The organism is Pseudomonas sp. BE134 (genome assembly GCF_031456105.1).
In the GTDB taxonomy this organism is placed as follows: Bacteria; Pseudomonadota; Gammaproteobacteria; order Pseudomonadales; family Pseudomonadaceae; genus Aquipseudomonas.
Genome location: NZ_JAVDUA010000017.1, coordinates 119,452 through 144,521 on the forward strand (window position 1 = coordinate 119,452; position 25,070 = coordinate 144,521).

Annotated in this window: 27 protein-coding genes and 1 pseudogene; 9 read left to right on the forward strand and 19 right to left on the reverse strand. The window is 59.1% G+C overall.

What is annotated here, in order from left to right:
* Window positions 1–16 precede the first annotated feature (16 nt).
* From dsbG to J2Y56_RS15910, 4 genes are all read right to left on the reverse strand, one after another.
* Window positions 17–787: a thiol:disulfide interchange protein DsbG gene (dsbG, locus tag J2Y56_RS15895; RefSeq protein WP_310351278.1), complete on the reverse strand. Its 771-nt coding sequence runs from the start codon at window positions 785–787 to the stop codon at window positions 17–19.
* Window positions 763–1,629: a TlpA disulfide reductase family protein gene (locus tag J2Y56_RS15900; protein WP_310351280.1), complete on the reverse strand. Its 867-nt coding sequence runs from the start codon at window positions 1,627–1,629 to the stop codon at window positions 763–765. The genes dsbG and J2Y56_RS15900 overlap by 25 nt, the downstream gene beginning before the upstream one ends.
* The gene (gene dsbD, locus J2Y56_RS15905) at window positions 1,629–3,362 is read right to left on the reverse strand and encodes a protein-disulfide reductase DsbD (protein WP_310351282.1); all 1,734 of its coding nucleotides are present in this window, start codon (window positions 3,360–3,362) and stop codon (window positions 1,629–1,631) included. Before dsbD ends, J2Y56_RS15900 begins: the two co-directional genes overlap by 1 nt.
* Window positions 3,363–3,451: 89 nt before the next feature.
* Window positions 3,452–4,147 (reverse strand): hypothetical protein, encoded by a 696-nt coding sequence (locus tag J2Y56_RS15910; protein ID WP_310351284.1) that lies wholly within the window; start codon window positions 4,145–4,147, stop codon window positions 3,452–3,454.
* Between the two features lie 263 nt (window positions 4,148–4,410).
* On the opposite strand from J2Y56_RS15910, the gene J2Y56_RS15915 reads away from it, so the two are divergent.
* The 4 genes from J2Y56_RS15915 to J2Y56_RS15930 all read left to right on the forward strand — a co-directional run bounded on the left by J2Y56_RS15915 (window position 4,411) and on the right by J2Y56_RS15930 (window position 8,293).
* The gene (locus tag J2Y56_RS15915) at window positions 4,411–5,091 is read left to right on the forward strand and encodes a response regulator (protein WP_310351287.1); all 681 of its coding nucleotides are present in this window, start codon (window positions 4,411–4,413) and stop codon (window positions 5,089–5,091) included.
* Window positions 5,088–6,413: an ATP-binding protein gene (locus tag J2Y56_RS15920; RefSeq protein ID WP_007943279.1), complete on the forward strand. Its 1,326-nt coding sequence runs from the start codon at window positions 5,088–5,090 to the stop codon at window positions 6,411–6,413. Before J2Y56_RS15915 ends, J2Y56_RS15920 begins: the two co-directional genes overlap by 4 nt.
* 158 nt (window positions 6,414–6,571) lie before the next feature.
* Window positions 6,572–7,984: an aspartate aminotransferase family protein gene (locus J2Y56_RS15925; protein WP_310351288.1), complete on the forward strand. Its 1,413-nt coding sequence runs from the start codon at window positions 6,572–6,574 to the stop codon at window positions 7,982–7,984.
* A gap of 81 nt (window positions 7,985–8,065) precedes the next feature.
* On the forward strand, window positions 8,066–8,293 hold the full coding sequence (locus tag J2Y56_RS15930) for an MbtH family protein (RefSeq protein WP_007943277.1): 228 nt from the start codon (window positions 8,066–8,068) through the stop codon (window positions 8,291–8,293).
* Window positions 8,294–8,468: 175 nt separating this feature from the next.
* Here the strand turns inward: J2Y56_RS15930 and J2Y56_RS15935 are convergent, their stop codons facing one another.
* The 11 genes and pseudogenes from J2Y56_RS15935 to J2Y56_RS15985 all read right to left on the reverse strand — a co-directional run.
* Entirely contained in the window at window positions 8,469–9,371 is a 903-nt protein-coding gene (locus J2Y56_RS15935) for a metal ABC transporter solute-binding protein, Zn/Mn family (protein ID WP_310351290.1), read from the reverse strand.
* Complete coding sequence (locus tag J2Y56_RS15940; protein WP_007943275.1) at window positions 9,372–10,271, reverse strand: metal ABC transporter permease; 900 nt, start codon at window positions 10,269–10,271, stop codon at window positions 9,372–9,374.
* On the reverse strand, window positions 10,271–11,014 hold the full coding sequence (locus J2Y56_RS15945) for a metal ABC transporter ATP-binding protein (protein WP_310351291.1): 744 nt from the start codon (window positions 11,012–11,014) through the stop codon (window positions 10,271–10,273). Before J2Y56_RS15945 ends, J2Y56_RS15940 begins: the two co-directional genes overlap by 1 nt.
* Entirely contained in the window at window positions 11,011–11,928 is a 918-nt protein-coding gene (locus J2Y56_RS15950) for a metal ABC transporter substrate-binding protein (RefSeq protein WP_310351293.1), read from the reverse strand. The genes J2Y56_RS15945 and J2Y56_RS15950 overlap by 4 nt, the downstream gene beginning before the upstream one ends.
* 34 nt (window positions 11,929–11,962) lie before the next feature.
* Window positions 11,963–12,535 carry a DUF6162 family protein gene (locus tag J2Y56_RS15955; protein ID WP_310351297.1) on the reverse strand — a complete coding sequence of 191 codons (573 nt, stop codon included), beginning with the start codon at window positions 12,533–12,535 and terminating at the stop codon, window positions 11,963–11,965.
* The gene (locus tag J2Y56_RS15960) at window positions 12,532–12,861 is read right to left on the reverse strand and encodes a hypothetical protein (RefSeq protein WP_007943271.1); all 330 of its coding nucleotides are present in this window, start codon (window positions 12,859–12,861) and stop codon (window positions 12,532–12,534) included. The genes J2Y56_RS15955 and J2Y56_RS15960 overlap by 4 nt, the downstream gene beginning before the upstream one ends.
* Window positions 12,858–13,400, reverse strand: a complete 543-nt coding sequence (locus J2Y56_RS15965; protein ID WP_007943270.1) for a hypothetical protein — start codon at window positions 13,398–13,400, stop codon at window positions 12,858–12,860. Before J2Y56_RS15965 ends, J2Y56_RS15960 begins: the two co-directional genes overlap by 4 nt.
* Window positions 13,397–14,575: a PepSY domain-containing protein gene (locus J2Y56_RS15970; RefSeq protein ID WP_007943269.1), complete on the reverse strand. Its 1,179-nt coding sequence runs from the start codon at window positions 14,573–14,575 to the stop codon at window positions 13,397–13,399. The genes J2Y56_RS15965 and J2Y56_RS15970 overlap by 4 nt, the downstream gene beginning before the upstream one ends.
* A 307-nt stretch (window positions 14,576–14,882) precedes the next feature.
* Window positions 14,883–15,341 carry a VOC family protein gene (locus J2Y56_RS15975; protein ID WP_150781950.1) on the reverse strand — a complete coding sequence of 153 codons (459 nt, stop codon included), beginning with the start codon at window positions 15,339–15,341 and terminating at the stop codon, window positions 14,883–14,885.
* 268 nt (window positions 15,342–15,609) lie between these two features.
* Window positions 15,610–16,713: a sigma-54 dependent transcriptional regulator gene (locus tag J2Y56_RS15980; RefSeq protein WP_310351300.1), complete on the reverse strand. Its 1,104-nt coding sequence runs from the start codon at window positions 16,711–16,713 to the stop codon at window positions 15,610–15,612.
* A gap of 24 nt (window positions 16,714–16,737) precedes the next feature.
* Window positions 16,738–16,852 (reverse strand): annotated as a pseudogene (locus tag J2Y56_RS15985) (monooxygenase); the annotation flags it as partial.
* Between the two features lie 251 nt (window positions 16,853–17,103).
* On the opposite strand from J2Y56_RS15985, the gene J2Y56_RS15990 reads away from it, so the two are divergent.
* The 4 genes from J2Y56_RS15990 to J2Y56_RS16005 all read left to right on the forward strand — a co-directional run bounded on the left by J2Y56_RS15990 (window position 17,104) and on the right by J2Y56_RS16005 (window position 21,326).
* The gene (locus tag J2Y56_RS15990; RefSeq protein ID WP_007943266.1) at window positions 17,104–17,373 is read left to right on the forward strand and encodes a hypothetical protein; all 270 of its coding nucleotides are present in this window, start codon (window positions 17,104–17,106) and stop codon (window positions 17,371–17,373) included.
* A gap of 103 nt (window positions 17,374–17,476) precedes the next feature.
* Complete coding sequence (locus J2Y56_RS15995; RefSeq protein ID WP_007943265.1) at window positions 17,477–18,091, forward strand: LysE family translocator; 615 nt, start codon at window positions 17,477–17,479, stop codon at window positions 18,089–18,091.
* A gap of 204 nt (window positions 18,092–18,295) precedes the next feature.
* Window positions 18,296–19,453: an aminotransferase class V-fold PLP-dependent enzyme gene (locus tag J2Y56_RS16000; protein WP_310351304.1), complete on the forward strand. Its 1,158-nt coding sequence runs from the start codon at window positions 18,296–18,298 to the stop codon at window positions 19,451–19,453.
* 64 nt (window positions 19,454–19,517) lie between these two features.
* Window positions 19,518–21,326 (forward strand): aminopeptidase P family protein, encoded by a 1,809-nt coding sequence (locus J2Y56_RS16005; RefSeq protein WP_310351306.1) that lies wholly within the window; start codon window positions 19,518–19,520, stop codon window positions 21,324–21,326.
* A 69-nt stretch (window positions 21,327–21,395) separates the two neighbouring features.
* On the opposite strand, the gene J2Y56_RS16010 is transcribed toward J2Y56_RS16005, so the two are convergent.
* Both J2Y56_RS16010 and J2Y56_RS16015 read right to left on the reverse strand, forming a co-directional pair.
* Window positions 21,396–21,986 carry a 2-hydroxychromene-2-carboxylate isomerase gene (locus J2Y56_RS16010; protein ID WP_310351309.1) on the reverse strand — a complete coding sequence of 197 codons (591 nt, stop codon included), beginning with the start codon at window positions 21,984–21,986 and terminating at the stop codon, window positions 21,396–21,398.
* A 37-nt stretch (window positions 21,987–22,023) separates the two neighbouring features.
* Window positions 22,024–22,752, reverse strand: a complete 729-nt coding sequence (locus tag J2Y56_RS16015; RefSeq protein WP_007943260.1) for an SDR family oxidoreductase — start codon at window positions 22,750–22,752, stop codon at window positions 22,024–22,026.
* Between the two features lie 92 nt (window positions 22,753–22,844).
* Between J2Y56_RS16015 and J2Y56_RS16020 the strand changes: the two genes are divergently transcribed.
* Window positions 22,845–23,417 carry a TetR/AcrR family transcriptional regulator gene (locus J2Y56_RS16020; RefSeq protein ID WP_310351315.1) on the forward strand — a complete coding sequence of 191 codons (573 nt, stop codon included), beginning with the start codon at window positions 22,845–22,847 and terminating at the stop codon, window positions 23,415–23,417.
* Here J2Y56_RS16020 and J2Y56_RS16025 read toward each other — a convergent pair.
* Both J2Y56_RS16025 and rhtA read right to left on the reverse strand, forming a co-directional pair.
* The gene (locus tag J2Y56_RS16025; RefSeq protein WP_007943258.1) at window positions 23,404–23,685 is read right to left on the reverse strand and encodes a hypothetical protein; all 282 of its coding nucleotides are present in this window, start codon (window positions 23,683–23,685) and stop codon (window positions 23,404–23,406) included. The two genes, J2Y56_RS16020 and J2Y56_RS16025, sit on opposite strands and share 14 nt — an antisense overlap.
* A gap of 168 nt (window positions 23,686–23,853) precedes the next feature.
* On the reverse strand, window positions 23,854–24,741 hold the full coding sequence (gene rhtA / locus J2Y56_RS16030) for a threonine/homoserine exporter RhtA (RefSeq protein WP_310338340.1): 888 nt from the start codon (window positions 24,739–24,741) through the stop codon (window positions 23,854–23,856).
* Window positions 24,742–25,070 lie beyond the last annotated feature (329 nt).

Below are 25,070 nucleotides of genomic sequence, written 5' to 3' on the forward strand. Positions count from 1 at the left end.
ACAACGTCGGGTGAAACTATTTAGGCCCCAGAATCTTCGCCAATTTGTCCGGCGAAGGCGCGCCTTGCTGCTGTTGCAGCTCGCCCTTGTCATCCATGTAGAAAATCGCCGGGGTTGCCTGCAATTCCAGGTCTTCCATCAGCTGCATGTTCGTCGCCAGTTTCGCCTGAATGGCCGGCGGCACGTCCTTGAGGGCTTTGAGCGAACTCAGCTTGCCAGCCTTTTCGTGTTCTTCCAGCGCTTTGCCCGGGTCTTTGGCTGCCAGCAACGCCGCCGATTTGCCCGGACTGTCCTCGCGAATGATTCCGACCATGATGTGCCGCAATTGCACCTTGCCGGCCTTTACCCACGGCCGCGCCTGTTCCCAGAACACGTTGCAATAAGGGCAGTTCGGATCGCTGAACAGATAGACGATACGCGGGGCATCTTTTTTGCCATCAGCGATCCAGTTGCTGGCTTCCATCTTGCCCCAGACTTCCTTGGCCATTGGCGCGTAAACCAGCTTCTGCAACGGTGCGGTGGTCAGGTCATTGCCCTCGGCATCGTAGAGGTTGCCGAGCAATACATGCTTGCCATCCGGGGTCAGGTACAGCGCCATGCCACGGTTCTGGTATTGCGCTGCGTACCCGCGCAAGCCGTTGGGAGCATCGAACTGGCCGACGACTTTCGCGCCCTTGGCTTCGATCTTCTTGATCGCTTCAGGCAGTTCTTCAGCGGCCTGTGCCGACGGCAGGTGCAGCAGGGCAGCGCCCAGGGTCAGCGTCAGCAGGTGGCGGAGGCGGGGCATGGCAGTTTCCTTGAAGAGGGGGACGGTGTGGCAGAAGAAGGGGTGTCAAAGTTTTCCAGGGCGTGGGCCAGGCTGGCTTGTGAGAGTTCGCCCAAATGACTGCCCAGCAGGCGACCGTCATTGCTATAGAACAGCGTCGTCGGCAACGCCATCGAACCCACGGCCTGCCCCAATCGACCGCCGCCATCGAACAGCACGTTGGTCAGGCTCAAGCCCTGGGTTTCGAGGAAGGTGGCGACGCTTTGCATGCTTTCGGCCTGATTGACGAACAGGAAAGTCAGGTCCGGCCGGTGTTGCTGGGCATTTTCCAGTACCGGCATTTCCCGACGGCACGGCGGGCACCAGGTGGCCCAGAGATTGATCACCAGTGGACCGCCCCGGTAATCGGCCAGTTGCACGGTGTCACCGGCGGCATTGCGCAGGCTGATTTCCGGCAGGCGTGTGCCTTGTTCGTAAATGCCCAGGGAGACGGTCGCCAGCAGCCAGAACACCAGGCCGCTGCCCAAGCCGAACCCCAGAGGTCGGCGCAATCCCGGTCGACGCCAGCCGCGATACAGCGCCGTAAGCAGCAACACGATCACCCCCGGCCAGGCGAGGAATCCACCGTCGCGAAGGTCGATGATTTGCCACGGATCGTTGCGGTAGTGCGCCCAGTAAACGGCGACGAAACTGACCCGGGCCGCCAGCATGCCCGTCAGGAACAGGCTGAACAGCACCGACTCGGGGTTTTCGCCACCCCGCTTGGCCACCCGCCAGCCGACAAACGTCGCCAGCGCCAGGGCGCTGATCAGCAGCAGATGATTGAGCGCGATGGCGAAGGTGCCGAGGGTAAAAGTCAGCATTAACGGGCGTCTCGGGTCGTGGTCCAGCGTTGCAGGAAGGTGTCGGCATCGACCTCGCCGGTGATGCGCTGGCTGCGACGCTCTTCGCCGTCGGCGCCGATCCACAGAAAACTCGGTGGCCCCGGCACTTTATAACGGCCGAGCAGTTCGCGGCTGGCGGCATTGTCGGCGGTGACATCCAGCCGGAGCAAGCGCACATCGCTCAACGCTTGCATCACGTTGGCTTTGCCGAAGACCTGTTTTTCCATGACTTTGCACGAGATGCACCAATCGGCGTAGTAATCCAGCAGCACCCATTGGCCCTGTGCCCGCGCCGCGTCCAGTTCCCGTTGCAACGCTTGCGGGTCTTTGATGGTGGTGAAGGCCTCGTGGCCGACAGGTGCAGCGGCACTGGCCGTGGTTGAACCGCGATAGACCTGCAGTGGCTGATACAAATCGTCGCTACCGCCCGCTGCACCGATCACCAACAGACTGCCCCACAAACCCAACAGTAATGAGCTGGCGCCGAACACGTGCGCCGTCCGACCAAAACCGCTGGACTGGCGCCAGGCGCTGTAAGCCGCCGACAACAGCAGTGCGCCGCACAATCCGATCCACAACGATTCATCCAGCACCGGACGCAACATCAGCAACGCCGTGGCGAGGAACAGGAAACCAAAGATGCCTTTGAGCAGGTTCATCCACGCACCAGGCTTTGGCAAGAAGCGGTTGCCGATTGTCACCAGCAGCAATAGCGGCACACCGATGCCGATGCCCATGGCGAACAGGATCAGCCCGCCATGCAGCGCATTACCGCTTTGCGCGATGTAGAGCAGGGCACCGGCCAACGGCGCGGTCATGCATGGACCCACCAGCAAACCGGACAAGGCACCCAGTGCACCGGCGCCGACCAGACTGCCACCACGTTGATTGCGCGACACGTTTTCCAGACGGTCGCGCACGGCCACCGGCAATTGCAACTCGAAGAACCCGAACATCGGCAACGCCAACAGCACAAATACCGCCGCGAAACTGCCCAGCAGCCACGGGTTTTGCAGCAGCGCTTGCAGGTTTGCACCGAGCAATGCGGCCAATACGCCCATCGCCGCATACACCAGCGCCATGCTCACCACATAGCTGCCCGCCAGGGCAAACCCGCGTTTAGGCGTGGCGCCGCTGCCCACAACCAAGCCGGCCAGAATGGGTAGCATCGGTAACGAACAAGGCGTGAATGCCAGCAGCAGACCCAAACCGAAAAACACCAGCAAACTCCAGCCCAGCGCCCGTTGTTGCAGGTCACTGGCCAGGGTTTGATCCGCAGCTTCGTTTACGGCGACCGAGATGCTGCCGCCCAGATCCACCACCTGCGTTTGCGGTGGATAACACAAACCGGCATCGGCGCAGCCCTGGAAGCCCACCTTGATCTGACCGCTCGCGCCGGCCGGGATCTTCAGTTCCAGACCTTGGCGGTAAACCTGCTGTTCACCGAAGAACTCGTCGCTGTGCGCTTCGCCTTCCGGCAGGACGGGATGCTGTTCGGTAGGCAAGCCATCGAATTTCAGTCGTTTCTGATAAAGGTAATAACCGTCAGTAATCTGCCAATAGAGCTGTGTTTCACCGGATTCGAGGCGTTCGGACGTGAAGACGAACGCCTTTTCCACTGGCAGAAACTCAGGTTTTGTTTCGAACGGATTGGTCCCTGCCTGGGCCAGACTCGAGATCAAAAGGAAGAAAAATAGAAACAGACGACGCATGGGTAAGCCTTATCCCTGTGCAGGTGAGGTGCACAATGGGAGGCGGCGATTAACCGATGATTAACCGCACGCCGCACATCGGTGAGTCCTCAGTCCCTCAGCAGTCCCGGCCAATTACCGTCATTGATGTTTATCGGGCCGGTCTCGGCTTTATTATTTTTCAGGTTGTACCTGATGTATTCGTTGTTGGTGAGGAAGATGTAGTAATAAGTGTCGAATAGAGGCGCGTCATTTTGTACGGCGCCTATGATTCGGTTTTTATACGGTGACAAGCCAGGCCAGGATTCAGGCGTAATTGGCAGTCGTGTTGTTTTGTTGGTGATGTAGTTGAAGATGATGTAGTGCCCGTCGTTTGTCAGGAAACGGAATACGTTTTTGGGAGCGAAAGTATCCCACCAGGTGCCGGCGACGATAGTGTCAAAATAAGGCGCTAGTGAGTGCCATATCGAGTTTTCAAGAAGGTAGTTGGCAACTGGCTTGTCAAGGTCCTGATCGTATTTGCAGACCATTGGTTTGCCAGTGGTGTTATAAAAAAACCATAAAATGTCATCGCCCCCACCCCCTGTGCCACCGAGTGCGGGGGCCGTGAATCCGAATCGCAGATTCTTTAATTGGGCATGAACGGCTCCCCAGCTATCGGATGTGATGTCGGCAGGAAATCCATTTTCGACGGTGTTTGAACTGATATCAAAGCGAGAGTATTTATTAGTGTCTTTGAAGAAGAAGTAAATTTTGTCTTTGCCGGAACGCCAATCAACGGCTACAAAATTTTTGAGTGTTTGCATAGTCTGATTCCTTTCAGTTGTTTGAGTTTTTGTCTGGGTAGTTACTGTGTTTTAGTGTGGTGCAGGGTTATCTTACTTGTATGGATTTAGAACTTGGAATGATTTGTTGTTCTTGTGTGTGTCTGTTTGAAACGGATAATGATCTTTAATTTGGACAAAGGAGCGTCTGACTGATTGTCGGGCTGTTCGCCAGCCACCACTGTTGCCATAATTGCGCCTTAATCCTCAGCTGTTTTACTCGCGTTTTTAATCCTGGAGCGCCCATGCACGTACTGGTTTGTGAAGACGATGAGCTGATCGCCAGCGGTATTGTCGCCGGCCTCTCCGCACAGGGCCTGACGGTCGAGCACGTCGCCACCGCTTCAGCTGCGCGCGCGATGCTCAAGGTCGCTGAGTTCGACGTCATGGTGCTCGACCTCGGCCTTCCAGACGAAGACGGCCTGAAGCTGTTGCAGCAATTGCGCCACAACGGTCTTGAGATTCCGGTGTTGATTCTCACCGCACGGGATTCAGTGACGGATCGCGTCGATGGCCTGCAAGCCGGCGCCGATGATTACCTGCTTAAACCGTTCGATCTGCGTGAACTCGCCGCGCGTCTTCACACGTTGCTGCGCCGGGTAGCCGGGCGCAGCGTCAACCTGATTGAACACGGTGCCCTGACGTACGACCCCAGCAGCCGCGAAACCCTGCTTGGCGGGCAGCCGGTGGACTTGTCGCGCCGGGAGCAGGCGTTGTTGCAGGCTTTGCTGCATAACCGGGGGCGCGTGCTCTCCACCGAGCAACTCAAGGACAGCGTCTACGGTTTCAACGACGAACTGGAAAGTAACGCCCTTAACGTCCATATCCATCACCTGCGGCGTAAACTCGGTAACGGTATCGTCGAAACAGTGCGCGGCCTGGGCTATCGCCTGGGACCGGCTAGTGGCGGAGAACACTCAAAGTGATGAGCCTGCGTTTGCGCCTGAGCCTGACCCTCGGCGCCGCTTTTGCGTTGATCTGGGCCTTGGCGGCGGCCTGGATGCTCAGCGACTTGCGTAATCAAATGATGTTTTCCCTCGACCAGCGGCTGGTGGCTTCAGCGCGGATGGTCGCCGGGTTGCTGGAGCAATTGCCGGCATTGCCGAGCAAAGGCGAGGGCACTCACTTCAGCGCGGAACAACTGAATATTCCCGGCGGTATGGCTTGTCAGGTCAGTTCGCTGCGCGGGGAAATTCTTGCTCGTAGTCACAGTGACCCCGAACAGAAACTGGAAGCCGAGAAAATGGGTTTCCACGATCAGATGATCGACGGCGCGCCCTGGCGCAGTTTCACGCTGGCGCGGGGCGATCTGCGCATCACTACCGCCGACCGGCAAATCGAGCGCGAGGCGCTGAACATGTCGATTCTGCTGGCCGCGTCGGTACCGGTCGGTGTGGCGTTGCTCGGTTGCCTGTGCCTGTTGTGGCTGGGGATCGGCCAAGGGTTGGCGCCGCTCAACCGTATGCGCGATGCGCTGATGCGACGCAGCGCTGATTCCCTCGAACCGTTGCAGATCCAGCCACTGCCCAGCGAGCTGCAACCGTTGCTGGATACCCAGAACCAGCTGCTCCAGCGGATCGGCAAGGCCATCGAGCGCGAGCGACGTCTGACCGGCGATGCGGCGCACGAACTGCGCAGCCCGCTGACAGCCATCAAGACTCACCTGCAAGTGGCACGCATGACCGACGGCGCAGCGCGGGATCAGTCCCTGGCCCGGGCCGAAGAGGGCGCCGACCGCATGCACCGGACCCTTGAACAACTGCTGTTACTGGCGCGGGTCGAGGGCAGCCTGTCGTTCGATGACGGCGTACAGTGCAGCGCCGAGCAAGTGGCGAAACTGGCGATTCAGGACGCGGCCAGCGGAGATCGGCAGCGCATCAAGCTGCAAATGCCGAGCAAATTTTCCAATGCGCCGGTGCAAATGCCCGCCGTGTTGTCGATTGCCGCGTTGCGCAACTTGCTCGACAACGCCTTGCGCCACACCCCGGGTGATGGAGCCGTGGAGTTGAGCCTGGATACGTCCGGCAATCGTGCGCGTTTTCTGGTTCGTGACCACGGGCCAGGGATTGCCGAAGACGACTTGCAAAACCTGACCCAACGCTTCTGGCGCAATGGCCAGAGCACCGGTTGCGGGTTGGGGCTGGCGATTGTTCAGGCGATTGTCCAGCGCTGCGGTTGCACGTTGCGTTTTGACAGCCAGCCGGATGGGCTGCGGGTCGAATTGACCATGCCACTACAAGCCCACTGACCACCAACCCCAATCGCCCTGTGGGAGCGAGCCGCCCGGAGCTGGCTCGCAGCCACAGGGGGCCGACGCGTATCCATGCACAAAGCGTTGTCAAAGGTCTAAATCCTTGAGCCCCTGATGCGTTTCCAGAACAGGAAACCTTATTGAGGGGTCGAGAGATGTCAGTCGCTACCAGCCTTATCGAAAATCAGCCGGCCCGGATTGTCCCGGTGCACGCCGAGACGCTTTATCAATTCAACGAATCGCCGCTGCTGGCCCGTCAAAATCAGCAGGAATCCAACGCCCGCAGCTACCCGCGGCGCATTCCCCTGGCGTTGAAACGCGCCAGGGGCATTTATGTCGAAGACGTCGAAGGCCGTCATTTCATTGATTGCCTGGCGGGCGCAGGCACGCTGGCGCTGGGGCACAACCACCCCGTGGTGATCGAAGCGATCCAGCAAGTACTGAGCGATGAACTGCCGCTGCACACCCTCGACCTGACCACGCCGGTCAAGGATCAGTTCGTGCAGGACCTGTTCGGTTTGTTGCCGCCGGCCTTGGCTGCCGAGGCGAAGATCCAGTTCTGTGGCCCAACCGGCACCGACGCGGTGGAAGCCGCGCTGAAACTGGTGCGCACCGCCACCGGACGCAGCACCGTGTTGTCATTCCAGGGCGGTTATCACGGCATGAGCCAGGGCGCCTTGAGCCTGATGGGCAGCCTGGGGCCAAAAAAACCGTTGGGCGCCTTGATCAGCAGCGGCGTGCAGTTCATGCCGTACCCCTACGATTACCGTTGTCCGTTCGGCCTCGGTGGCGCGCAGGGCGTGCAGGTCAACCTCAATTATCTGGACAACCTGCTGAATGACCCTGAGGCGGGCGTGCAATTGCCGGCCGCCGTGATTGTTGAAGTGGTGCAGGGCGAAGGCGGGGTGATCCCGGCTGATCTCGACTGGTTGCGTGGCGTGCGGCGCATCACCGAAAAGGCTGGCGTGGCGTTGATCGTCGATGAAATCCAGAGCGGTTTCGCCCGCACCGGCAAGATGTTCGCTTTCGAGCACGCCGGCATCATTCCGGATGTGGTGGTGATGTCCAAGGCCATCGGCGGCAGCTTGCCGCTGGCGGTGGTGGTTTATCGCGACTGGCTCGACACCTGGCTGCCGGGCGCGCATGCCGGGACCTTCCGTGGTAATCAGATGGCCATGGCCGCCGGTTCCGCAGTGATGCGTTATCTGGTCGAACACAAGGTGTGCGAGCACGCAGCCGCCATGGGCGAGCGCTTGAGCGAACACCTGCGCATCCTGCAGCGGGACTTCCCGCAGTTGGGCGACATCAGGGGGCGCGGCCTGATGCTCGGCGTTGAACTGATCGACCCGACCGGCACGCCGGACGCTCAGGGCCATCCACCGATATTTGCGCGCCTGGCACCGCTGGTGCAGCGCGAATGCCTCAAACGCGGGTTGATTCTTGAGTTGGGCGGGCGTCACGGCGGCGTAGTGCGGTTCCTGCCGCCGCTGGTGATCACTGCCGCTGAAATCGATCAGGTGGCCGAGATCTTCGGCCGGGCCATGGCCGCAGCCACCGCCAGCCTCTAAATTTTTTCGCCCCTTGAACGTTCTTTCTACATAACGGTTGCGCACGCCGCGCAGCCCACCTTACAGCGATGGAGAAATACCATGACTTCCGTATTCGACCGCGAGGACATCCTCTTTCAGGTCGTGGTCAACCACGAAGAGCAATACTCGATCTGGCCTGATTACAAAGCCGTACCCGCAGGCTGGCGCACGGTGGGCAAGAGCGGTTTGAAAAAGGAATGCCTGGCTTACATCGAAGAAACCTGGACGGACATGCGCCCGCTGAGTTTGCGGCGCAAGATGGAAGAACAGGCGGCTTTGGCTCACTGAGTCCGGGCGCAAAAAGAAGCCCGCTGAACCGAAAAGGTCAGCGGGCTTTTTCATGTCCGGATGATCGTTCCCACGCTCTGCGTGGGAATGCAGCCAGGGACGCTCTGCGTCCCAATGCGGACGCAGAGCGACATTGAGGCATTACCACGCAGAGCGTGGGAACGATCTGACTGGCTTACGCGCCGTTCAATCCGTTGATCACCAAATCCACATTCCCTTCCAGCTCCGCCACCGGATCCGCCGCATCCACACTTAGCACAACCAACCGGCTACCCGCCTCGGCAATCACCGCTTTCACCGCGTCCGAAGGCTGCCGATGATGCAGTACCACCGCTACATCGTTGTCCTTGAGTGTCGCGCCCCATTGCTTGAGTGCTTCAGGCGTCCACTCGGCATCCGGCCGTGCATCGATCCCGATCAGCTCCAGATTGAGCCCGCCAATCAAATAGCCGAAGTGATCGCTGAGGCTCATCACACTAAGGTTTTCAGCACTGGCCAACCGCGCTTCGCTGTCGGCGCTGAATTTGAGCAAGCGCTGTTTCAGCGCCGCCAGATTAGCCTCGATCCTGGGCTTGGCTTCAGGCGCCATACGCACCAGATCCGCGGCCATCACGTCAGCCATGCGCCCCATGTTGTTGCTGGAAAACCACGGCTGACTGTTCAAACCGTCGACCTTGTTGTCCGGCTGCACGGCGATGCCGGGCAGGGCGCCATCCACCGGGCGGGCGGCGTCGACTTCGACGATACGGATGTTGCTGCGACGGGAGATCGGGTACAGCGGATCATCCGGCCACAGCGAGCGCAGGCCGATCACGGCATCGGCATCCGTCGCCAGTTTGGCCAGCGCCGGAGCGCCACGGCCGGTGAAATAGGCGGTCTGACGGCTGCCGGGCAGGTTCGCCGGCGCGGCGCGTTCAAGGTTGACGTTGGTGCCCTTGAGCAAGACTTCGCCCAGCCCGTAAGTGATCGGCAAGGACGCCAGCACGTGTAGCGCTTTGGCGTTGTCCGCCGCAAAAGAGGTGTTGACCAGCCCACACAGGGCAATGGCCAGGGTCAGTTGACGCAGAGAAAAAGACATTTATCCAAGATTCCCTTTCAGGCTGGGGACGACACCGCGCGCAATGGCGGACAGGGCGAAGGCGATACCGGCCACCAGAATGATCGCGGCACCGGACGGAATCGGCAGGTCGAAGACAATTGGCGCCAGAATCCCGCACAGCGTGCTGACCGTGGCGATCAACACCGAGCACCAGAAGAAGCCCTTCAACGACTGGCTGAGCAACCGCGCGGCCGCCGCTGGAATCACCAGCAGGGCGCCGACCAGAATCGCGCCGATGACCTTCACCGCTGCCACGGTGATCAGCGTCACCAGAATCACAAACAGATAATCCAGGGTCTTCACCGCCACCCCGCGCACCGCCGCCAGTTGCGGGTTGAAACTGGCCAGCATGATGCGGTTGTACAGCGGCAAGGCCAGCGCCATGACCAGCGAACCGACAATGGCCAGGACCGCCAGATCATTGCCGTTGACGGTCAGCACCGATCCGAACAATACGTTTTCGAGAATGTGCACGTTTATCTTGCCCGCCAGAATCAACAGCAGGCTCGCGCCCAAGGCCAGGGACACCGACAGGAACACCCCGATCAATGTATCCGGTGCCAGGCCGGTGCGGTTGCGCAGGTAGTTGAGCAGGATGCCGAACAGTAAACAGTAGCCAAACAAGCTGCCGTAAGGCCCAGTGTAGGGTTCGCCGAGCAGAATGCCGATGGCCACGCCGGTCAGCGCAGCGTGCCCCACGGCTTCGGAGAAAAACGCGAAGCGCTTGACCACCACCAACGTGCCCAACCCGCCCAATACCGGGCCGATCAACAGACCAGCGAGCAGCGCGTTGACCACAAACCCATAAGCCAGCGCCTCGGGCAGGTAACCCGAAGAGGCCCAGCCCTGAATCATCAAACGAAAGGCTTCGTAACTCATCACGCGGCGCTCCGTGGATGGGTGGCGAACAGGGTCAGCAAGCGTTCCGGCGTCAGCGCCTGTTTCGGCGTGGCATCGAACAGCACCCGGCGATTGAGCCCGGTGACGCGATCCGCCAGACGCCCGACCGCTTCCAGATCGTGCTCGATCCACAGCACGGTGATGCCGCTGCGACGCCAATCGCCGAGCAGCCGCTCGAACACTTGAATACCGGCTTCATCCAGCGCCGACATGGGTTCGTCGAGTACCAGCAACTGCGGTGCCGGGATCAGCCCTTGAGCCAGCAACACCCGTTGACGCTCACCGCCGGACAACGCACCCATGCGCCGCTTGCGCTTGTCCTGCATGCCAACCCGCTCCAGCGCTTCACCAATCGCTACCGCGTAGTGTTTGCTCAAGCCGAGGAACGCCGGACGCCGCTGACACATGGCGGCCATGAAATCGTCGACGGTCATTGGCAAGCCGCGGTCAAACTCCAGCGCTTGCGGCACGTAGCCGATGGTTCCGGAATCGCCCGGCCACTGCAGGCTCAAGCGACCCTGATGGGGCATTTGTCCCAGCAAGGTTTTGATCAGCGAACTTTTGCCGCCACCGTTGGGGCCGACCAGCGCATGCACGCTGCCGGGCTGAACCTGAAAGGTCACTTTGTCGAGGATTGTCGTGCGGCCGAGGGTCAGGCTGATATCGGCGAAATCCAGCGTCGGTCCGGTGCTCTGGACTGACAGGGTTTCTTGTGCGGTCATTGTCCCGACTCCTGTATCGCCCGGACGACGGTGTTGAGGTTGCCGGTCATTTCTTTTTCGTACTTGTCGGTGGTGTATTCGCCGTAGGAAATGTGCGACAGCGGGTACAGCTTCACCCCGGATTCACGCTGGATGGTGTCGACGTAAGAGGAAGGGAAATCCATCTCCGAGAAGATCACTTTCACGTCCAGTTCGCGTAATTGGTCGATGGTTTTTTTCAACTGGCTCGGGCTCGGTTCGATACCGTGAGCCGGCTCGACCACGGCAGTGACTTCCAGGCCGAATTCGCGCAGCAAATAGTCATACGCCGCGTGGACCGTCGCCACTCGTAGTTCGGCGTTGGGTGCCTGGGTCAGCTTCGCCAGGGCGTCGGCGCGCATCTTGCGCAGGCGTTTGCCGTAGGCGCGGGCGTTCTCGGTGTAGGTCTTGGCGTTGGTGGGGTCAAGTTTGCCCAGTTCCCGGGCGATGTTGTTGACCTGGGCAATCGAGGCACTGATCGACAGGAACGTATGCGGATTCACCACTTTGCCGGCACCGCGTGCGGCAACACCGGTGGCGGCCAGCAACGGCACGTTTTCGTTGGCTTCGATCACCGGGATATTCGGCGTTTCGCTGGCGGCGATCATGCGGTCGGCGAAGTCGTCATGGCCGACGCCATTGAGCACGATCACGTCCAGCCCGCTGATACGCTTGATGTCTTCGGCGCGGGGTTCGTAGGCGTGTGGGTTGAAACCGGCCGGAATCAGCGGCACCACTTCGGCCTTGTCGCCGACGATGTTGGCCACGTAGCTGTAATAGGGGTGCAAGGTGATGCCGATGCGCAGGCGCTTGGTGTCGTCGGCGTGGGCCAGTGGAGTCAGCAGGCAGGCCAGCAAGCCGACCCATAGCAGGCGCAAGAAAGATGAATTAGGCATGGGAAAGCGGTCTTCTCTCGGGTGAAGGCAGGGTTCAGTGCCGGTGCTGGCGGGTCACGCCGGCATCGAATTGCGCGACGATCTGCTGCCAGCCGGCGCTTTCGAGTGCGGTGTCAGCCAGGTCAGCCGGCGCTTTGAGGTCAGTGGCGCGGTTGAGCCAGATGTCCGGCGCATCGTCGCCAGCGCTCAGGCGCATCAAAAACGAACCGGCCACGGCGGGGGCCTGGCTTCGACCGAAGTAGGCCTTGGCCTCAAGCAGTTGCCAGGCATGGTCGCCACGACTGACCGAACTGGCGTCTTGGGCAAACGGTGCAAAACCTTCATCGGCGAGGGTCGCGGGTGTCGGCAGGGATGGCTGTTCCTGGCGCAGCAGGTGAATCTCGTCCAGCGTCACTCGCAGGTCGGCGTATATACCTTGTTCGGAAGCGCTCAAGTCACGACGGGCATCCAGTTGATGGTTGCCCACGATGCTCACGGCCTGAGACTCGTGGCGCCAGGCGACCACCGAGCCGGCCACGGCCAGAATCATCAGGCACAACAGCAATACATACAGGGTTTCATGGCCGGCACCGGCCGGACGGACGATTTGAGTGGTGGGCGTACTCATGGGGTTTGGATGTCCGCCTGGTCGATCTCGACGACGTGGCCGGGACCTGCGTCAAACAGCACATAAAACTCAGCGCCGGGTTTCTTGAAAGTCAGTGTGGAATCGGCGCCGAGTTTGCCCGGGACCAGAATGGTTTCGTCGTAGCCGATCACGTCCAGGGTCACGCCCGGCGCACCACTGCCGTCGGAGAATCCGCCGGTGCATTTGATCTGTTCGGCATCGATGGCTTTGCATTCGCACATCGGGTTATGCGCCAGGGCGCTGGCGCTGAAGCCGGCGCAGAGCACCAGCAACGCGGCGTGTATCGGTCGAAAAGTGCTGATCATGGTTTGCCTCCTTGTTGGTTCAGCCACGCGAGGGTGGCAGGCGATGCCTGGCTCAGGGGGAGGGAGGCTTGATGCATCGCGCCGTCCCAGCCCTCCATGGTGATCCACAACTCGGCGTCAGCCTTGGTCTTTTCCGGGATCGGCAACATGGCGCCCATGCGGTGCGGCGTACCAAAGAAAATCACCCCGGCGGCACGCAGGCTGCGCGGCTTGCCGATGCGCAGGTAAGTTGCTTTGACCTGTTCACGGCAGAGGTCGCAGAGCGCGGCGTTGAAGCTCTTCATGTAGCCGGCCGGACCATCGAGCGTCGGGGCCTCGTTGCGAAACTCGGCTAGACGCAGGCTCCATGGACCGACCTGGACTTCTCCGATCTCTCGCTCACCCAATCCGGTGTCGCCGCGAAACAGCGCCGCATCAGCGAAGTATTTGGGCATGAACCCCAGCGGCACCAACAGCAGCAGCACGTTGATGTGGAAGCGCCATTTGAGCCAGAAGCGGCGCAGTGTCGAGTCAGGTGTTTGCTTGGCGCGCGCGTTCATTGGCTGACCTCCGTAACGGCTTGCACCCGTGGCTTTTTGTTGCTGCGCTTGAGGGCGTTGGCCGTGGCCAGGGCGGTGCGTTTGGTCCAGATCAGCAAGCCGCTGAGGACCATCATGCTCAGGAGCAGCCCGAAGAAGAACCAGATCAGCTTGATCCAGATCCCGCCGAAATCGCCGGTGTGCAACGGACGCATGGACTCGGTGACCAGTTCCAGGCCTGAACGGTCCGCCAACAGGCGGGTGGAGGCGATGTCACCGTTATACGGGTTGATATCGGCAGTCTGAAACATCAGCGGATACCAACTGCGACCGCCCACGGTGAGGTAGCTATAGGCGTTGGCGGGGAGGGTGACAAAGCTGTCGTCCAGACCAGGAATGCGCTCTTTGGCCTGTGCAATGGCAGTTTCGAGGCTGATCAGCGGTGCCGGCGAACCATCGGTGGTCACTGGCACACTCTCACGCGGAACCACCAGGGCCACGGGGGCCGTGGAAATCGTGACCTGGTTATCGAACATGAACGCTTGAATCAGGAACCAGGTGCTGGTGATGGAAATCACCGCAATGAACCAGATCGACCAGATGCCGCTCAGGCGATGAAAGTCGCCCCAGAAAATCCGCGCGCCATGACGAATGCGTAAGGTCGGGCGCAAGAAACCCTTCCAGAAACGCTTGTACACCACCAGCCCGGTGACCAGTGACGCCAGCAGCGGCAGGCTCAGGAAAGACACCAGGTACCAGCCCCAGCTGTAACCGTTGGTGAACGGCACCAGCCACCAGCCGTGCAGCGCTCGGGTAAATGCCTTGAAATCGAATGCCGGGGCGGTGCCCTGAATCACGCCGCTATACGGGTTGACGTACACCGTCACCGAGCGACCATCCGGGTAACTGACGCCGACGTCGAGGGCAAAGTGGGATTCGTCGGGGCGGCTGATGGACTCGACCAGCGTATTGGGCTCGGCCTGTTTGATCGCCGCAATGATCTGGTCATAGCTGAGCAGCGGCGCATCGTCCGACGGCTGGCTGGCGCGCATTTGCGGGTTGGCCAGCCAGACGATTTCCTGGCTGATCACCGCCAGCGTGCCGGTGACACAGACGATCAGCACGAAAAACCAGATCGGCAACGCCAGCCAGCCATGGACCAGAAACCAGAGTTTGGAGCGGGATTTCTTCGACATGATTGAAGGTCTTGTATCGATGAGCGGGCCTCTGCTGCGGGCTTCCCAGCGTTGAGGTCCATGAAAAGGCCGGCGGGGCTTTTGCTTGCGCACGCCAACTACATGCCTATAAGACGGATGAGAATCAGTAAACCCGAAAGGTGATGTGAAAGTAAATGTTTCTTATTAGCGAATGTGTGTTGATGAGGGAGGGGGCAAAGCGGGGTTTTGTGGTGTTGGAAATGGCCTATCGCGAGCAAGCTCGCTCCCACAGGGGACGGAGTACGCCAGTCAAACGTGGAAGCGAGCCTGTCAGGCACTGAAGATCTTAACCTTGCTGAAACATCTCCTTGGCCCGTTGCTCAATCTGCTCTTGAGTCAAATCCTCCTTGCGCGTGGCCAGAAACCACAAGTGTCCATACGGATCCATCAGCGTCCCGGAACGGTCACCGTAAAACTGGTCCTTGACCTCCGACACCACTGTGCCACCCGCCGCAATCGCTTGTTTATAGGACTTGTCCACATCCGTCACATACAGATGCAGGCCCACCGACGGTGAGTTGTCAGGATTGCTCAACGGCCCCTGATCACACGGTGTGCCGAGCATGACCGGGCAGTCGCCGATCCGCAGTTCGGCATGTCCGATCCCGCCGTCCGGCATGGCCAAACGCATGACTTCGATGGCGCCAAAGGCCTTCTTGTAGAACTCGATCGCTTCAGCCGCTTTGTGAATGCCCAGATACGGGGTGATGCTGTGATAACCCTCTGGAATGGGTTTTACGCTCATGATGAATCTCCCTGTTTGTTGTTGTGGAAGAAAAGGCGTCCTGTGTCGATTTCCGACCGAATAAATATAGGCCCGTGTCGTGTTGGCTACCGAGCGCCCGACGAGCAGTAACGCTGTTCAGCTAACAACAGCGCAGCAGCAGATTGCCGACTACGCATTGAAAGCGGGACCTGTGGGAGCGAGCCGACTTCGGGCGGCGTTCCGACGATGGCCGCGCCGTTATTTCGGATCTGCATTTGATTGCAGCAGCAGCGCCCCCGCCGGTGGGCTAAATCGACAACTGCAACACGCGCTCGCCCTGAACATTCTCCTTCACCCGGCGCTTGTTCACGGCCAGCTCACCGATCTTGATCAGCCGCGTGCGGGTCACGTTTCGGCTCAGGCCCAGCAGGGCGGCGGTGTGGACCTGGTTGTAATGGCAGAAGCGATAGGCTGCGCGCAATAACGCGTCTTCGACTTTTTCATGCAGCGCACCGGCCTGTTCTGCGAACAGCTTTTGAAACGCTCGATCCAGCAGGGCTTCCGGTGAATCGTCGATATTGGCGTGGTAATCGTCCTGGCGCTCGATGCGCATGTTGGACAGGCGCAGGTCATCGCGTTCGATCACACCATTACGGCAGATCAGGAGCGTGTGATGGATGACGTTCTCCAGCTCGCGGATGTTGCCCGGCCAACTGTAGCTGCGCAGTTTCAACTCGGCTTCTTTGCTGATGGTGATGCGGCCATAGCCCAGGCGCTGACTGTAGGTTTCGATGAAATGTCGGGTCAGCGGCAGGATGTCGCCGGGGCGCTCGCGCAAGGGGCTCAACTCCAGGCTGACCACGTCGAGACGGTAATAAAGGTCTTCGCGAAAATGCCCGGCGTTAATGGCTTTTTCCAGTTGTACGTTGGTCGCGGCCAGCACACGTACGTCGATGGGAATGCTCTTGCGCGAGCCAAGCCGGACCACTTCGCGCTCCTGCAACACGCGCAGTAACTTGACCTGGATAGCCATCGGCAGATCACCGATTTCATCGAGGAACAGCGTGCCACCATCAGCCTCCTCAAACCATCCGGCCTTGGCGCTCAACGCGCCAGTAAAGGCACCTTTTTCGTGGCCGAACAGTTCGGCCTCGACCAGCGATTCGGAGAACGCGCCGCAGTTCACGGCTACGAACGGCTGGTTACGCCGGGCGCTGAGGTTGTGGATGTGTCGCGCCACCAGCTCTTTGCCGGTGCCGGTTTCGCCGATGATCAACACACTGGCCTCACTGGGTGCAACTTGTTGCAGATGGGCGAGCAAGGCCTGGGATTTCGGATCTTCGAATACCTGTGCCGTGGCACGGATCGAGGTGGCCAGCGCGGGCGAGGGCGGTAAGGTCAGCAATTGCATGGGGTTCGCTCCATGAAATGAAAGCTATGAATAGAAAGTCGGAGACGACAAGGCCTGGTTCAGCGACCAGTCACCCAGCTCATGGAGTTTGTAATCCACCGGGTCATGCAGGGGGGTGAGTGCTCAGGTTGCGCCAATGGATGACTGTTGCCCGGCAAACAGTTGCTTGGGCAACACTTCGTCAGGCGATGGCGTTGTTATAGTGGGTGTGTGTTATTCCTCAAAAGACATTAAATTAATATTAATAGCTCAAAAAGGAATATGGTTCGTTGCGGCTTGTTGAGTGTTTGCGGAAGTCGATAGCCACTATCGAGAGCGTTGATTTCTGCTAGAGAAACGGCGCGAGTAGCCTGTGTTCATTGCCCCGAACCCAGATGCAGGACGCCAACAATGAAACCTTTAATCGCTACTTTCTTGCTGCTCGCCATCTCCGTGCTTGCCGGATGTGCCAGCCATGTTTCACCGGAATTACGGCCCTACACCGCCGAAGAATCCAGGGAATTGGCGCTTGAGGAATTGAACCGTCGTGGTTTGTCTTTCGAGGAGTACCACGCGAAGAAAGCGGCATTACTCGGTCAACCGCAGAAACCCTTTGGTTTCGATAAACACGGCGAGATGAACGCCGAACGTGCTGTACAGCTTCACGGTCGTCCAAGTTGATTGAAAACTGTACCGCTCGAAGTTTTACGTAACTGTCCGTGGGTTTCCCGCAAGGCGTGCGATAGGGTCTTAACACCCGATTGACCCAAATGGACTGCCGCTCATGACGCTCTCACTCGACCTGCTGATGGGCTTCGCCCTGTTTGCACTCGTCACCTCGATCACTCCCGGCCCTAACAACACCATGTTGCTGGCATCAGGCGTGAACTTCGGCTTTAACCGCACCATCCCGCACATGTTGGGTATCACCTGTGGTTTCTTTGTCCTGGTGGTCGCTGTCGGGTTCGGTCTTGGTACCGTGTTTCAAACCTATCCCATGCTCTACACCGTTCTGCGCTATATCGGCGCGGCGTATTTGCTGTATCTGGCGTGGAAAATTGCCCACTCGGGTCCGGTCTCCGAGAGCGAGAAGGGCGAGAGCAAACCCATCAGTTATTTGGGCGCCGCCGCGTTTCAATGGGTCAATCCCAAAGCGTGGATCATGGCCATTGGTGCCATCAGCACCTACACGCCGATGCAGGGCTATTTCACCAATGTGCTCGTGATTGCGGCCGTGTTCGCGTTGATCAACTTGCCGAGTGTCAGCGTCTGGGCCGGTTGCGGCACGCTGTTACGCAACGTGTTGAAGGATCGCCGCTGGTTGCGCCTGTTCAACTGGGGCATGGCCTTGCTGTTGGTGGCTTCGCTGTATCCGTTACTTCTTGAAAGCATTGGCTGACGCATTGCTTCAACCGCTTGCCCGATGCCTGTTAAGCTCGACTTCAGGAGCGTTCCTACGCACTTTTAAATGAAGTTGTCCTTCATTAACGGCTTCCGATCAGGTATTTCTAACGTACTGAAATATCGACGCAGCTCACAAGGCTGCGTTTTGACGTTTCGGTTACGAGCCTCCTGATCCCGGAACACGCTCTGCGAGTCTTTTATGAAAAAACGTCCGTTGTATTTCGATTACGCCGCTACCACGCCGGTGGATGAGCGAGTCATCAAGGTCATGGTCGAGTGTCTGGGTTTTACCGGCAATTTCGGCAACCCGGCGTCCAGCTCCCATGCCTTCGGCCAGCAAGCCCGGCAGTCGGTCGAGCACGCCCGGCAGCAGGTCGCCGAACTGGTCGGCGCACAGGCTGCGCAGATCGTCTGGACCTCCGGCGCCACCGAGTCCAACAACCTCGCGCTCAAGGGCGTGGCCCAGGCGCGGGGTGTCAGCGGCGGGCACATCATTACCAGCCAGATCGAACACAAGGCGATTCTCGACACGGCGAAACAATTGCAGGACTCCGGTGTTGCGGTGACGTATCTGGTACCTGACGCCGATGGTTTGATCACGGCGCAAGCGGTCAGCGAAGCGATGCGCGAGGACACCTTTCTGGTGTCGCTGATGCTGGTCAACAACGAACTGGGCACGGTCAACGATATCGCCGCCATCGGCGAAGTCGTGCGTGCACGCGATGCGTTGTTCCATGTCGACGCGGCTCAGGGCGCGGGCAAAGTGGCGATCGATCTGTCCCGCCTGCCGGTGGACCTGATGTCGTTTTCCGCGCACAAGATCTACGGCCCCAAAGGTATCGGGGCGCTGTACGTCGGTCCGCGCGCGCAGCAACGCTTGCAGGCACAGATTCACGGCGGTGGTCACGAGGGCGGATTGCGTTCCGGCACCCTGGCAACCCATCAGATAGCTGCGATGGGTGCGGCCTTCGCATTGGCCGCTGCTTCATTTGATGAAGAGAAAGCCTCGATCGTGTGTTTGCGTAAACGTTTGCTTGAGCAGTTGCTGAGTCTTCCCGGCGTTCGCCTCAATGGCAGCCCGACCCAACGCATTCCTCATACCTTGAGCCTGACCTTCAGCGAAGGTGAGTTCAATTCCGCGGCGTTGAGCCATTCGATCGCGTTTTCCGCGACATCGGCCTGTAACTCCGCCAGCAACGTTCCATCCCATGTGTTGCTGGCCCTGGGGCACGACGCCCGCTCGGCGAGCCGCACGATTCGCCTGAGTCTCGGCCGGTTCACCACCGAGCAAGACGTCGACCAGGCGGTGCACCTGATCAAAGCGGCCTGCGCCAGCGCCCCGGCATTCTGGCAGTAGCGCCTTAAAGCGCCGACTCAGATCGGCACTCAACAATTAGCTGAAGTGATTAGCAGGAGACACGATGAGTACGCAGCCTTCGATCAATGGATCGGTGCCCCAACGCCTGGCGCAAACCCGCGAACTGATGAGCCGTGAAGGCATTCATGCCTTGCTGGTGCCGTCGGCCGATCCGCACCTGTCGGAATACTTGCCTGGCTACTGGCAGGGACGGCAGTGGTTGTCGGGCTTCCATGGCTCGGTCGGCACGCTGATCGTTACGCCGGATTTTGCCGGCGTCTGGGCCGACAGCCGATATTGGGAACAAGCGACCAAGGAACTCAAGGGCAGCGGTATCGAACTGGTCAAGCTGCAACCGGGTCAGCCCGGCCCACTGGACTGGTTGGCCGAGCAAACCCCTGAAGGGGGCGTCGTCGCGGTGGATGGTGCTGTAATGGCTGTGGCCTCGGCGCGTACCCTGGGTAGCAAACTCGAAGAGCGCGGCGCACGCCTGCGTACTGATATCGACCTGTTGAGCGAAGTCTGGAGCGACCGCCCGACGCTGCCGAATGAGCCGATCTATCAACATTTGCCGCCGCAGGCGACGGTCAGCCGTGGTGAAAAACTCGCGAAACTGCGCGAGGTTCTGAAAGACCGTGGCGCAGACTGGCATTTTGTCGCCACCCTGGATGACATCGCCTGGTTGTTCAATCTGCGCGGTGGCGACGTATCGTTCAACCCGGTGTTCGTGTCCTTCGCCTTGATCAGCCAGGAGCAGGCCACCCTGTTCGTGGCCCTGAGCAAAGTCGATGCCGAACTGCGTGCGGTGCTTGAGCAAGACGGCGTAACCCTGCGTGATTACAGTGAAGTGGCCGCCGCCTTGCGCGCCGTGCCAAGCGGTGCGAGCGTGCTGGTCGATCCGGCACGCGTCACTGCCGGTTTGCTGGAAAACCTCGACAGTGGCGTAAAACTTGTCGAAGGCCTGAACCCGACCACGTTGGCCAAGTCGCAGAAAAGCCTGGCTGACGCCGAGCACATTCGTCAGGCCATGGAGCAGGACGGCGCCGCTCTGTGCGAGTTCTTCACTTGGCTGGACTCGGCCCTGGGTCGTGAGCGCATCACCGAACTGACCATCGACGAACACCTCACCGCCGCGCGCACCCGACGTCCTGGCTACGTGTCGCTGAGTTTCAATACCATTGCTGCGTTCAACGCCAATGGCGCGATGCCGCACTACCACGCGACCGAAGAAGAGCACGCGGTGATCGAGGGGGACGGTCTGTTGCTGATCGACTCCGGCGGTCAATACCTGGGTGGCACCACTGACATTACGCGGATGGTGCCGGTCGGTACGCCGACGGATGAGCAGAAACGCGACTGCACACGCGTACTCAAAGGCGTGATCGCTCTGTCCCGTGCACAATTCCCTCGGGGAATTTTGTCGCCGTTACTCGATGCCATTGCTCGCGCTCCGATCTGGGCCGAAAGCGTCGACTACGGTCACGGCACCGGCCATGGCGTTGGCTACTTCCTCAACGTTCACGAAGGCCCGCAGGTCATCGCCTATCAGGCCGCGGCTACTCCGCAGACCGCGATGCTACCGGGCATGATCACTTCCATCGAGCCAGGCACTTACCGTCCGGGCCGATGGGGCGTGCGAATCGAGAACCTGGCGCTGAACCGTGAAGCGGGTACCAGCGAATTTGGTGAGTTCCTCAAGTTCGAAACCCTGACGCTGTGTCCGATCGACACCCGCTGCCTGGAGCCGTCGCTGCTGACACTGGAAGAAAAGCAGTGGTTTAACGCCTACCACGCCGAAGTGCGCGAGCGCTTGAGCCCACTGCTCGATGGCGCCGCACTTGAGTGGTTGAACACCCGAACTGCGGCTATTTGACGGGTTTGAGTTCAGGCGCTTGGTCGAGCGCCTGACTCTTCGTCATTCGTACGTCGTGGCCTTGGTTGCTTATCTCAGGGCTTCAATTACGAAGTCCAGCCGATCCTGACCAAAGTACATATGGTTGCCGACGAACATGCTCGGTGCACCAAATACCCCGCGCTGTACAGCTTTCTCGGTATTGTCCTTGAGCAGGGTTTTAACCTCCTCATCGGCTGTCAGGGCGAGTACTTCATTGGGCGCAAAACCGTTTTGCGTCAACACCTCGGCCACGGTAGCAGGGTCATCAAGGCTGCGGCCTTCAACCCAGAGGGCAGTGAACAGGCAATCGATAAACGCCAGGAAGCGCTCTGGATGACGTAACTGAATCCCCGTCACTGCGCGCATCAGCATCAGGGTGTTGATGGGGAAGTGCGGGTTGAACTTCAGTGGTACGCCATAGCGTTTTGCATAGCGGTCGAGGTCTTCAAACATGTAACGGCCTTTGGCCGGGATGACTGCCGGTGAAGCGTTGCCGGTGGCTTTGAAGACGCCACCCAACAGCATTGGCGTGTAAATCAGTTGGCTGCCGGTTTGCTCACAGATTTTCGGTAGCTGGGTGTAGGCCAGGTAGGTGGCCGGGCTGCCGAGGTCGAAAAAGAACTCCACGGTTTTGCTCATGGTCAGTGCGCTCTGTTTATTGTTATAGGGGAGGGGCTTACCAGCGCTCGCTCCAGGGCCGTAAATCCAGTTCGAAAGTCCAGGCGTCCCGTGGCTGGCTGTGCAGGTACCAATAGTTCTCGGCGATGTGCTCGGGGTTGAGAATGCCGTCTTCGTCTTTGGTCGCGTATTTCTCCGGGAAGCTCTCGCGGATGAAATCGGTATCGATAGCCCCGTCGACGACGACATGGGCAACGTGAATGTTCATGGGGCCGAGCTCACGCGCCATGCTTTGGGCCAGCGCGCGAATGCCATGTTTGGCACCGGCGAACGCTGCAAATCCAGCGGCGCCTCGCATGCCAGCGGTAGCTCCGGTGAACAGGATAGTGCCCCGTTGGCGCTTGGCCATGCGCTTGGCGACTTCACGGGCATTAAGAAAACCTGAAAAACAGGCCATTTCCCAAATCTTGAAATACTTGCGGGCGGTTTCTTCAAGAATGCTGCAGGGCACATTGGCGCCGATATTGAAGACAAGCGCTTCGATGGGCCCGATCTCGCTTTCAATCTGCTCGACCAGTGCAATGACCTCTTCTTCCTTGCGCGCATCGCAAGCAAATCCGTGGGCGTCACCGCCATTGGCTTTAATGGCGTCGACCAGGGGCTGAAGTTTGTCGGCACTGCGTCGGGTGACACAGGCGACGTAGCCTTCCTGTGCAAAACGTTTGGCAATGGCTCCGCCGGTAGCATCCCCAGCGCCGACAACCAGTACGACTTTCTTGTTATTCATGGGTTGATCCTTTTGGTAAACGATCGTTAACTAAACGAACGTTATGCTACGATGCGGCATGCGTCAAGATGATCAATCCTGAGGAAATGGCGATGCGCTACTCGGCCAGTCACAAGTTGGAAACCAAAGAGAAGCTGCTGGAAAGCAGTGCGGTGTCAGCCAAGAAGTCAGGCTTTTCCACGGTCGGTGTAGACGGTTTGATGAAGGCGATCGGTTTGAGCGGCGGGGCTTTCTATAGTCATTTTTCGTCGAAGGACGAGCTGTTCGCTTCAATCGTCGAGCGTGAGCTAAGTCAAAGCCTGGAACGACTAGGCGCCGACCAGGGGTGCGAAAAACTTGAGCGTTGCGTCAAGCATTACTTGAGCATGGCGCATGTCGAGCATCCAGAGTCCGGATGCGCGTTGCCGGCGTTGGGCGCTGAGATCGCTCGTTCGGATGTACTGGTTCGCCAACAGGCGGAGCGATGGATTTGTCAGCTGCAGGAGAATTGGGCGCGCATTCTGGAGAGCGACAGCCTGGCTTGGTCCATCCTGTCGCAATGCATCGGTGCTTTGGTTGTCGCCCGGATGCTGGCGACACCAGACATCCAGCGTAATGTGTTGAAGTCCAGCTACGATGAGATTGGCCGCCAGATAGCCGGACGGCATCAATCTATTTGCAAATGACGATCATGCTGCGGCTGGTGTAGCCGGCTGGATTGAGCCCGAATGGATAATCTCCTGGTTCTTCCACCGCGTCCCCCGACTTGGCGATAACCTTGTACCCCTTGGGAGCGCACGAGTTGGCGGCGCTGGCGTAGCACTTGTCCCACGAGGATGAGAGTCCTGAACAGTTAAGATGCAGCCCTTTTTTGCCGTGTTTGACTTGTGTTTTCGAGGTCGCCGCGCAACCCGAAACGGCAAGTACAGCTATCAATATCAAAATTCGTTTCATTGCTGTCCTTAAAGCGTTCCCGGATCTTGTGCCCGGGTCTCGCTGCATTCGCACTCGCTTAAAGCGTATTGATATCCCTACCCTGAAAAATCCATGCCTGGCACTAGGTTACGGGCCTAAACATGGCTTAATTGAAAGGTAATTACCAGACCTGCGTAAAACTCTGTATCAATCTGCCGCAACCGCTGGCTTGGCACCGCTGCCCATGGTCATGGTTGCACCCACGGAAGCCAGAATGATGCACAAAATAGCCATCCACTGTGACAGTGAGAGGTATTCATTCAGGAACAAAAGGCCTGACAACGCGCCGAACGCCGGTTCAATGCTCATTAATGTGCCGAACGTACGGGCTGGCATTCGGGTGAGGGCTACCATCTCCAGCGTGTAGGGCAGGGCGGTGGACAGAATGGCAACACCGATGGCCACGGGGATCAAGGCTGGAGTTAGTAGCGCGGCACCGGCATGGACGATGCCGATTGGGGCCACAAATAATGCGGCAATCATCACGCCCAAGGCGGCGGTTTGCACGCCGTTGTCGGCGCCAGCCTTCTGGCCGAAAAGAATGTATAGCGCCCAGCAGGCGCCCGCGCCCAAAGCGTAACTTGCACCTGTCAGGTCAATCCCTGCGGAGGTGGCGCCTGTTGGAATCAGCAGCATCAATCCTGTAACGGCCAGTGCGATCCACAAAAAGTCGATCGCGCGGCGCGAGGCGTAGATTGCCACCGCCAACGGCCCGGTGAACTCCAGGGCTACGGCAATGCCCAGGGGGACGGTGCGTAAAGACATATAGAAGAGGAAGTTCATGCCGCCCAGTGCCATTCCGTAAATGATCACGGTGCGAAGGGATTTTTCGGTGAACTTCGCCCGCCATGGGCGTAGCAGAAGCAGCATGATCACGCTGGCGAAAATCAGGCGTAAGGTGGTAGTTCCTTGAGCGCCAATAACAGGGAACATACTTTTAGCCAAAGACGCTCCGGACTGGATGGACGCCATGGCTATTAATAGCAGGCCTACCGAGAACAAGGTCGAGGCAAGGCTGCGGGGCTGTTCGTTCATTGCGTGGCATCGTCCGAAATGGGAAGCAGGAGTATTGTTCATTGCGATTGAGCAATATAGTGCGCATTCGTGACGGGCGCGTCTATATATAGCAGTGATTTTGAGTAACTTGATAGAAAAGCCAAATCAATGCTTGACGGCAGATTCTGGATGTCTATAATTCGCCCCACTTCCGGCGCAGTCGAGACGGAAAACTCCTTGATAAACAAAGAGTTGCGCAGTTTTCGGCAGCGAGCGGCTTCAGTTCATCGAAGCCCGAAAGGAAGTTGAAAAAGAGGTGTTGACAGCAGCGTGTAACGCTGTAGAATTCGCCTCCCGCTGACGAGAGA

Bases quoted from the DNA above. Each gene is read 5' to 3' on its own strand.
- dsbG (WP_310351278.1), bottom strand. From the start codon at position 787: ATGCCCCGCCTCCGCCACCTGCTGACGCTGACCCTGGGCGCTGCCCTG.
- J2Y56_RS15900 (WP_310351280.1), bottom strand. From the start codon at position 1,629: ATGCTGACTTTTACCCTCGGCACCTTCGCCATCGCGCTCAATCATCTG.
- dsbD (WP_310351282.1), bottom strand. From the start codon at position 3,362: ATGCGTCGTCTGTTTCTATTTTTCTTCCTTTTGATCTCGAGTCTGGCC.
- J2Y56_RS15910 (WP_310351284.1), bottom strand. From the start codon at position 4,147: ATGCAAACACTCAAAAATTTTGTAGCCGTTGATTGGCGTTCCGGCAAA.
- J2Y56_RS15915 (WP_310351287.1), top strand. From the start codon at position 4,411: ATGCACGTACTGGTTTGTGAAGACGATGAGCTGATCGCCAGCGGTATT.
- J2Y56_RS15925 (WP_310351288.1), top strand. From the start codon at position 6,572: ATGTCAGTCGCTACCAGCCTTATCGAAAATCAGCCGGCCCGGATTGTC.
- J2Y56_RS15930 (WP_007943277.1), top strand. From the start codon at position 8,066: ATGACTTCCGTATTCGACCGCGAGGACATCCTCTTTCAGGTCGTGGTC.
- J2Y56_RS15935 (WP_310351290.1), bottom strand. From the start codon at position 9,371: ATGTCTTTTTCTCTGCGTCAACTGACCCTGGCCATTGCCCTGTGTGGG.
- J2Y56_RS15940 (WP_007943275.1), bottom strand. From the start codon at position 10,271: ATGAGTTACGAAGCCTTTCGTTTGATGATTCAGGGCTGGGCCTCTTCG.
- J2Y56_RS15945 (WP_310351291.1), bottom strand. From the start codon at position 11,014: ATGACCGCACAAGAAACCCTGTCAGTCCAGAGCACCGGACCGACGCTG.
- J2Y56_RS15950 (WP_310351293.1), bottom strand. From the start codon at position 11,928: ATGCCTAATTCATCTTTCTTGCGCCTGCTATGGGTCGGCTTGCTGGCC.
- J2Y56_RS15955 (WP_310351297.1), bottom strand. From the start codon at position 12,535: ATGAGTACGCCCACCACTCAAATCGTCCGTCCGGCCGGTGCCGGCCAT.
- J2Y56_RS15960 (WP_007943271.1), bottom strand. From the start codon at position 12,861: ATGATCAGCACTTTTCGACCGATACACGCCGCGTTGCTGGTGCTCTGC.
- J2Y56_RS15965 (WP_007943270.1), bottom strand. From the start codon at position 13,400: ATGAACGCGCGCGCCAAGCAAACACCTGACTCGACACTGCGCCGCTTC.
- J2Y56_RS15970 (WP_007943269.1), bottom strand. From the start codon at position 14,575: ATGTCGAAGAAATCCCGCTCCAAACTCTGGTTTCTGGTCCATGGCTGG.
- J2Y56_RS15975 (WP_150781950.1), bottom strand. From the start codon at position 15,341: ATGAGCGTAAAACCCATTCCAGAGGGTTATCACAGCATCACCCCGTAT.
- J2Y56_RS15980 (WP_310351300.1), bottom strand. From the start codon at position 16,713: ATGCAATTGCTGACCTTACCGCCCTCGCCCGCGCTGGCCACCTCGATC.
- J2Y56_RS15990 (WP_007943266.1), top strand. From the start codon at position 17,104: ATGAAACCTTTAATCGCTACTTTCTTGCTGCTCGCCATCTCCGTGCTT.
- J2Y56_RS15995 (WP_007943265.1), top strand. From the start codon at position 17,477: ATGACGCTCTCACTCGACCTGCTGATGGGCTTCGCCCTGTTTGCACTC.
- J2Y56_RS16000 (WP_310351304.1), top strand. From the start codon at position 18,296: ATGAAAAAACGTCCGTTGTATTTCGATTACGCCGCTACCACGCCGGTG.
- J2Y56_RS16005 (WP_310351306.1), top strand. From the start codon at position 19,518: ATGAGTACGCAGCCTTCGATCAATGGATCGGTGCCCCAACGCCTGGCG.
- J2Y56_RS16010 (WP_310351309.1), bottom strand. From the start codon at position 21,986: ATGAGCAAAACCGTGGAGTTCTTTTTCGACCTCGGCAGCCCGGCCACC.
- J2Y56_RS16015 (WP_007943260.1), bottom strand. From the start codon at position 22,752: ATGAATAACAAGAAAGTCGTACTGGTTGTCGGCGCTGGGGATGCTACC.
- J2Y56_RS16020 (WP_310351315.1), top strand. From the start codon at position 22,845: ATGCGCTACTCGGCCAGTCACAAGTTGGAAACCAAAGAGAAGCTGCTG.
- J2Y56_RS16025 (WP_007943258.1), bottom strand. From the start codon at position 23,685: ATGAAACGAATTTTGATATTGATAGCTGTACTTGCCGTTTCGGGTTGC.
- rhtA (WP_310338340.1), bottom strand. From the start codon at position 24,741: ATGAACGAACAGCCCCGCAGCCTTGCCTCGACCTTGTTCTCGGTAGGC.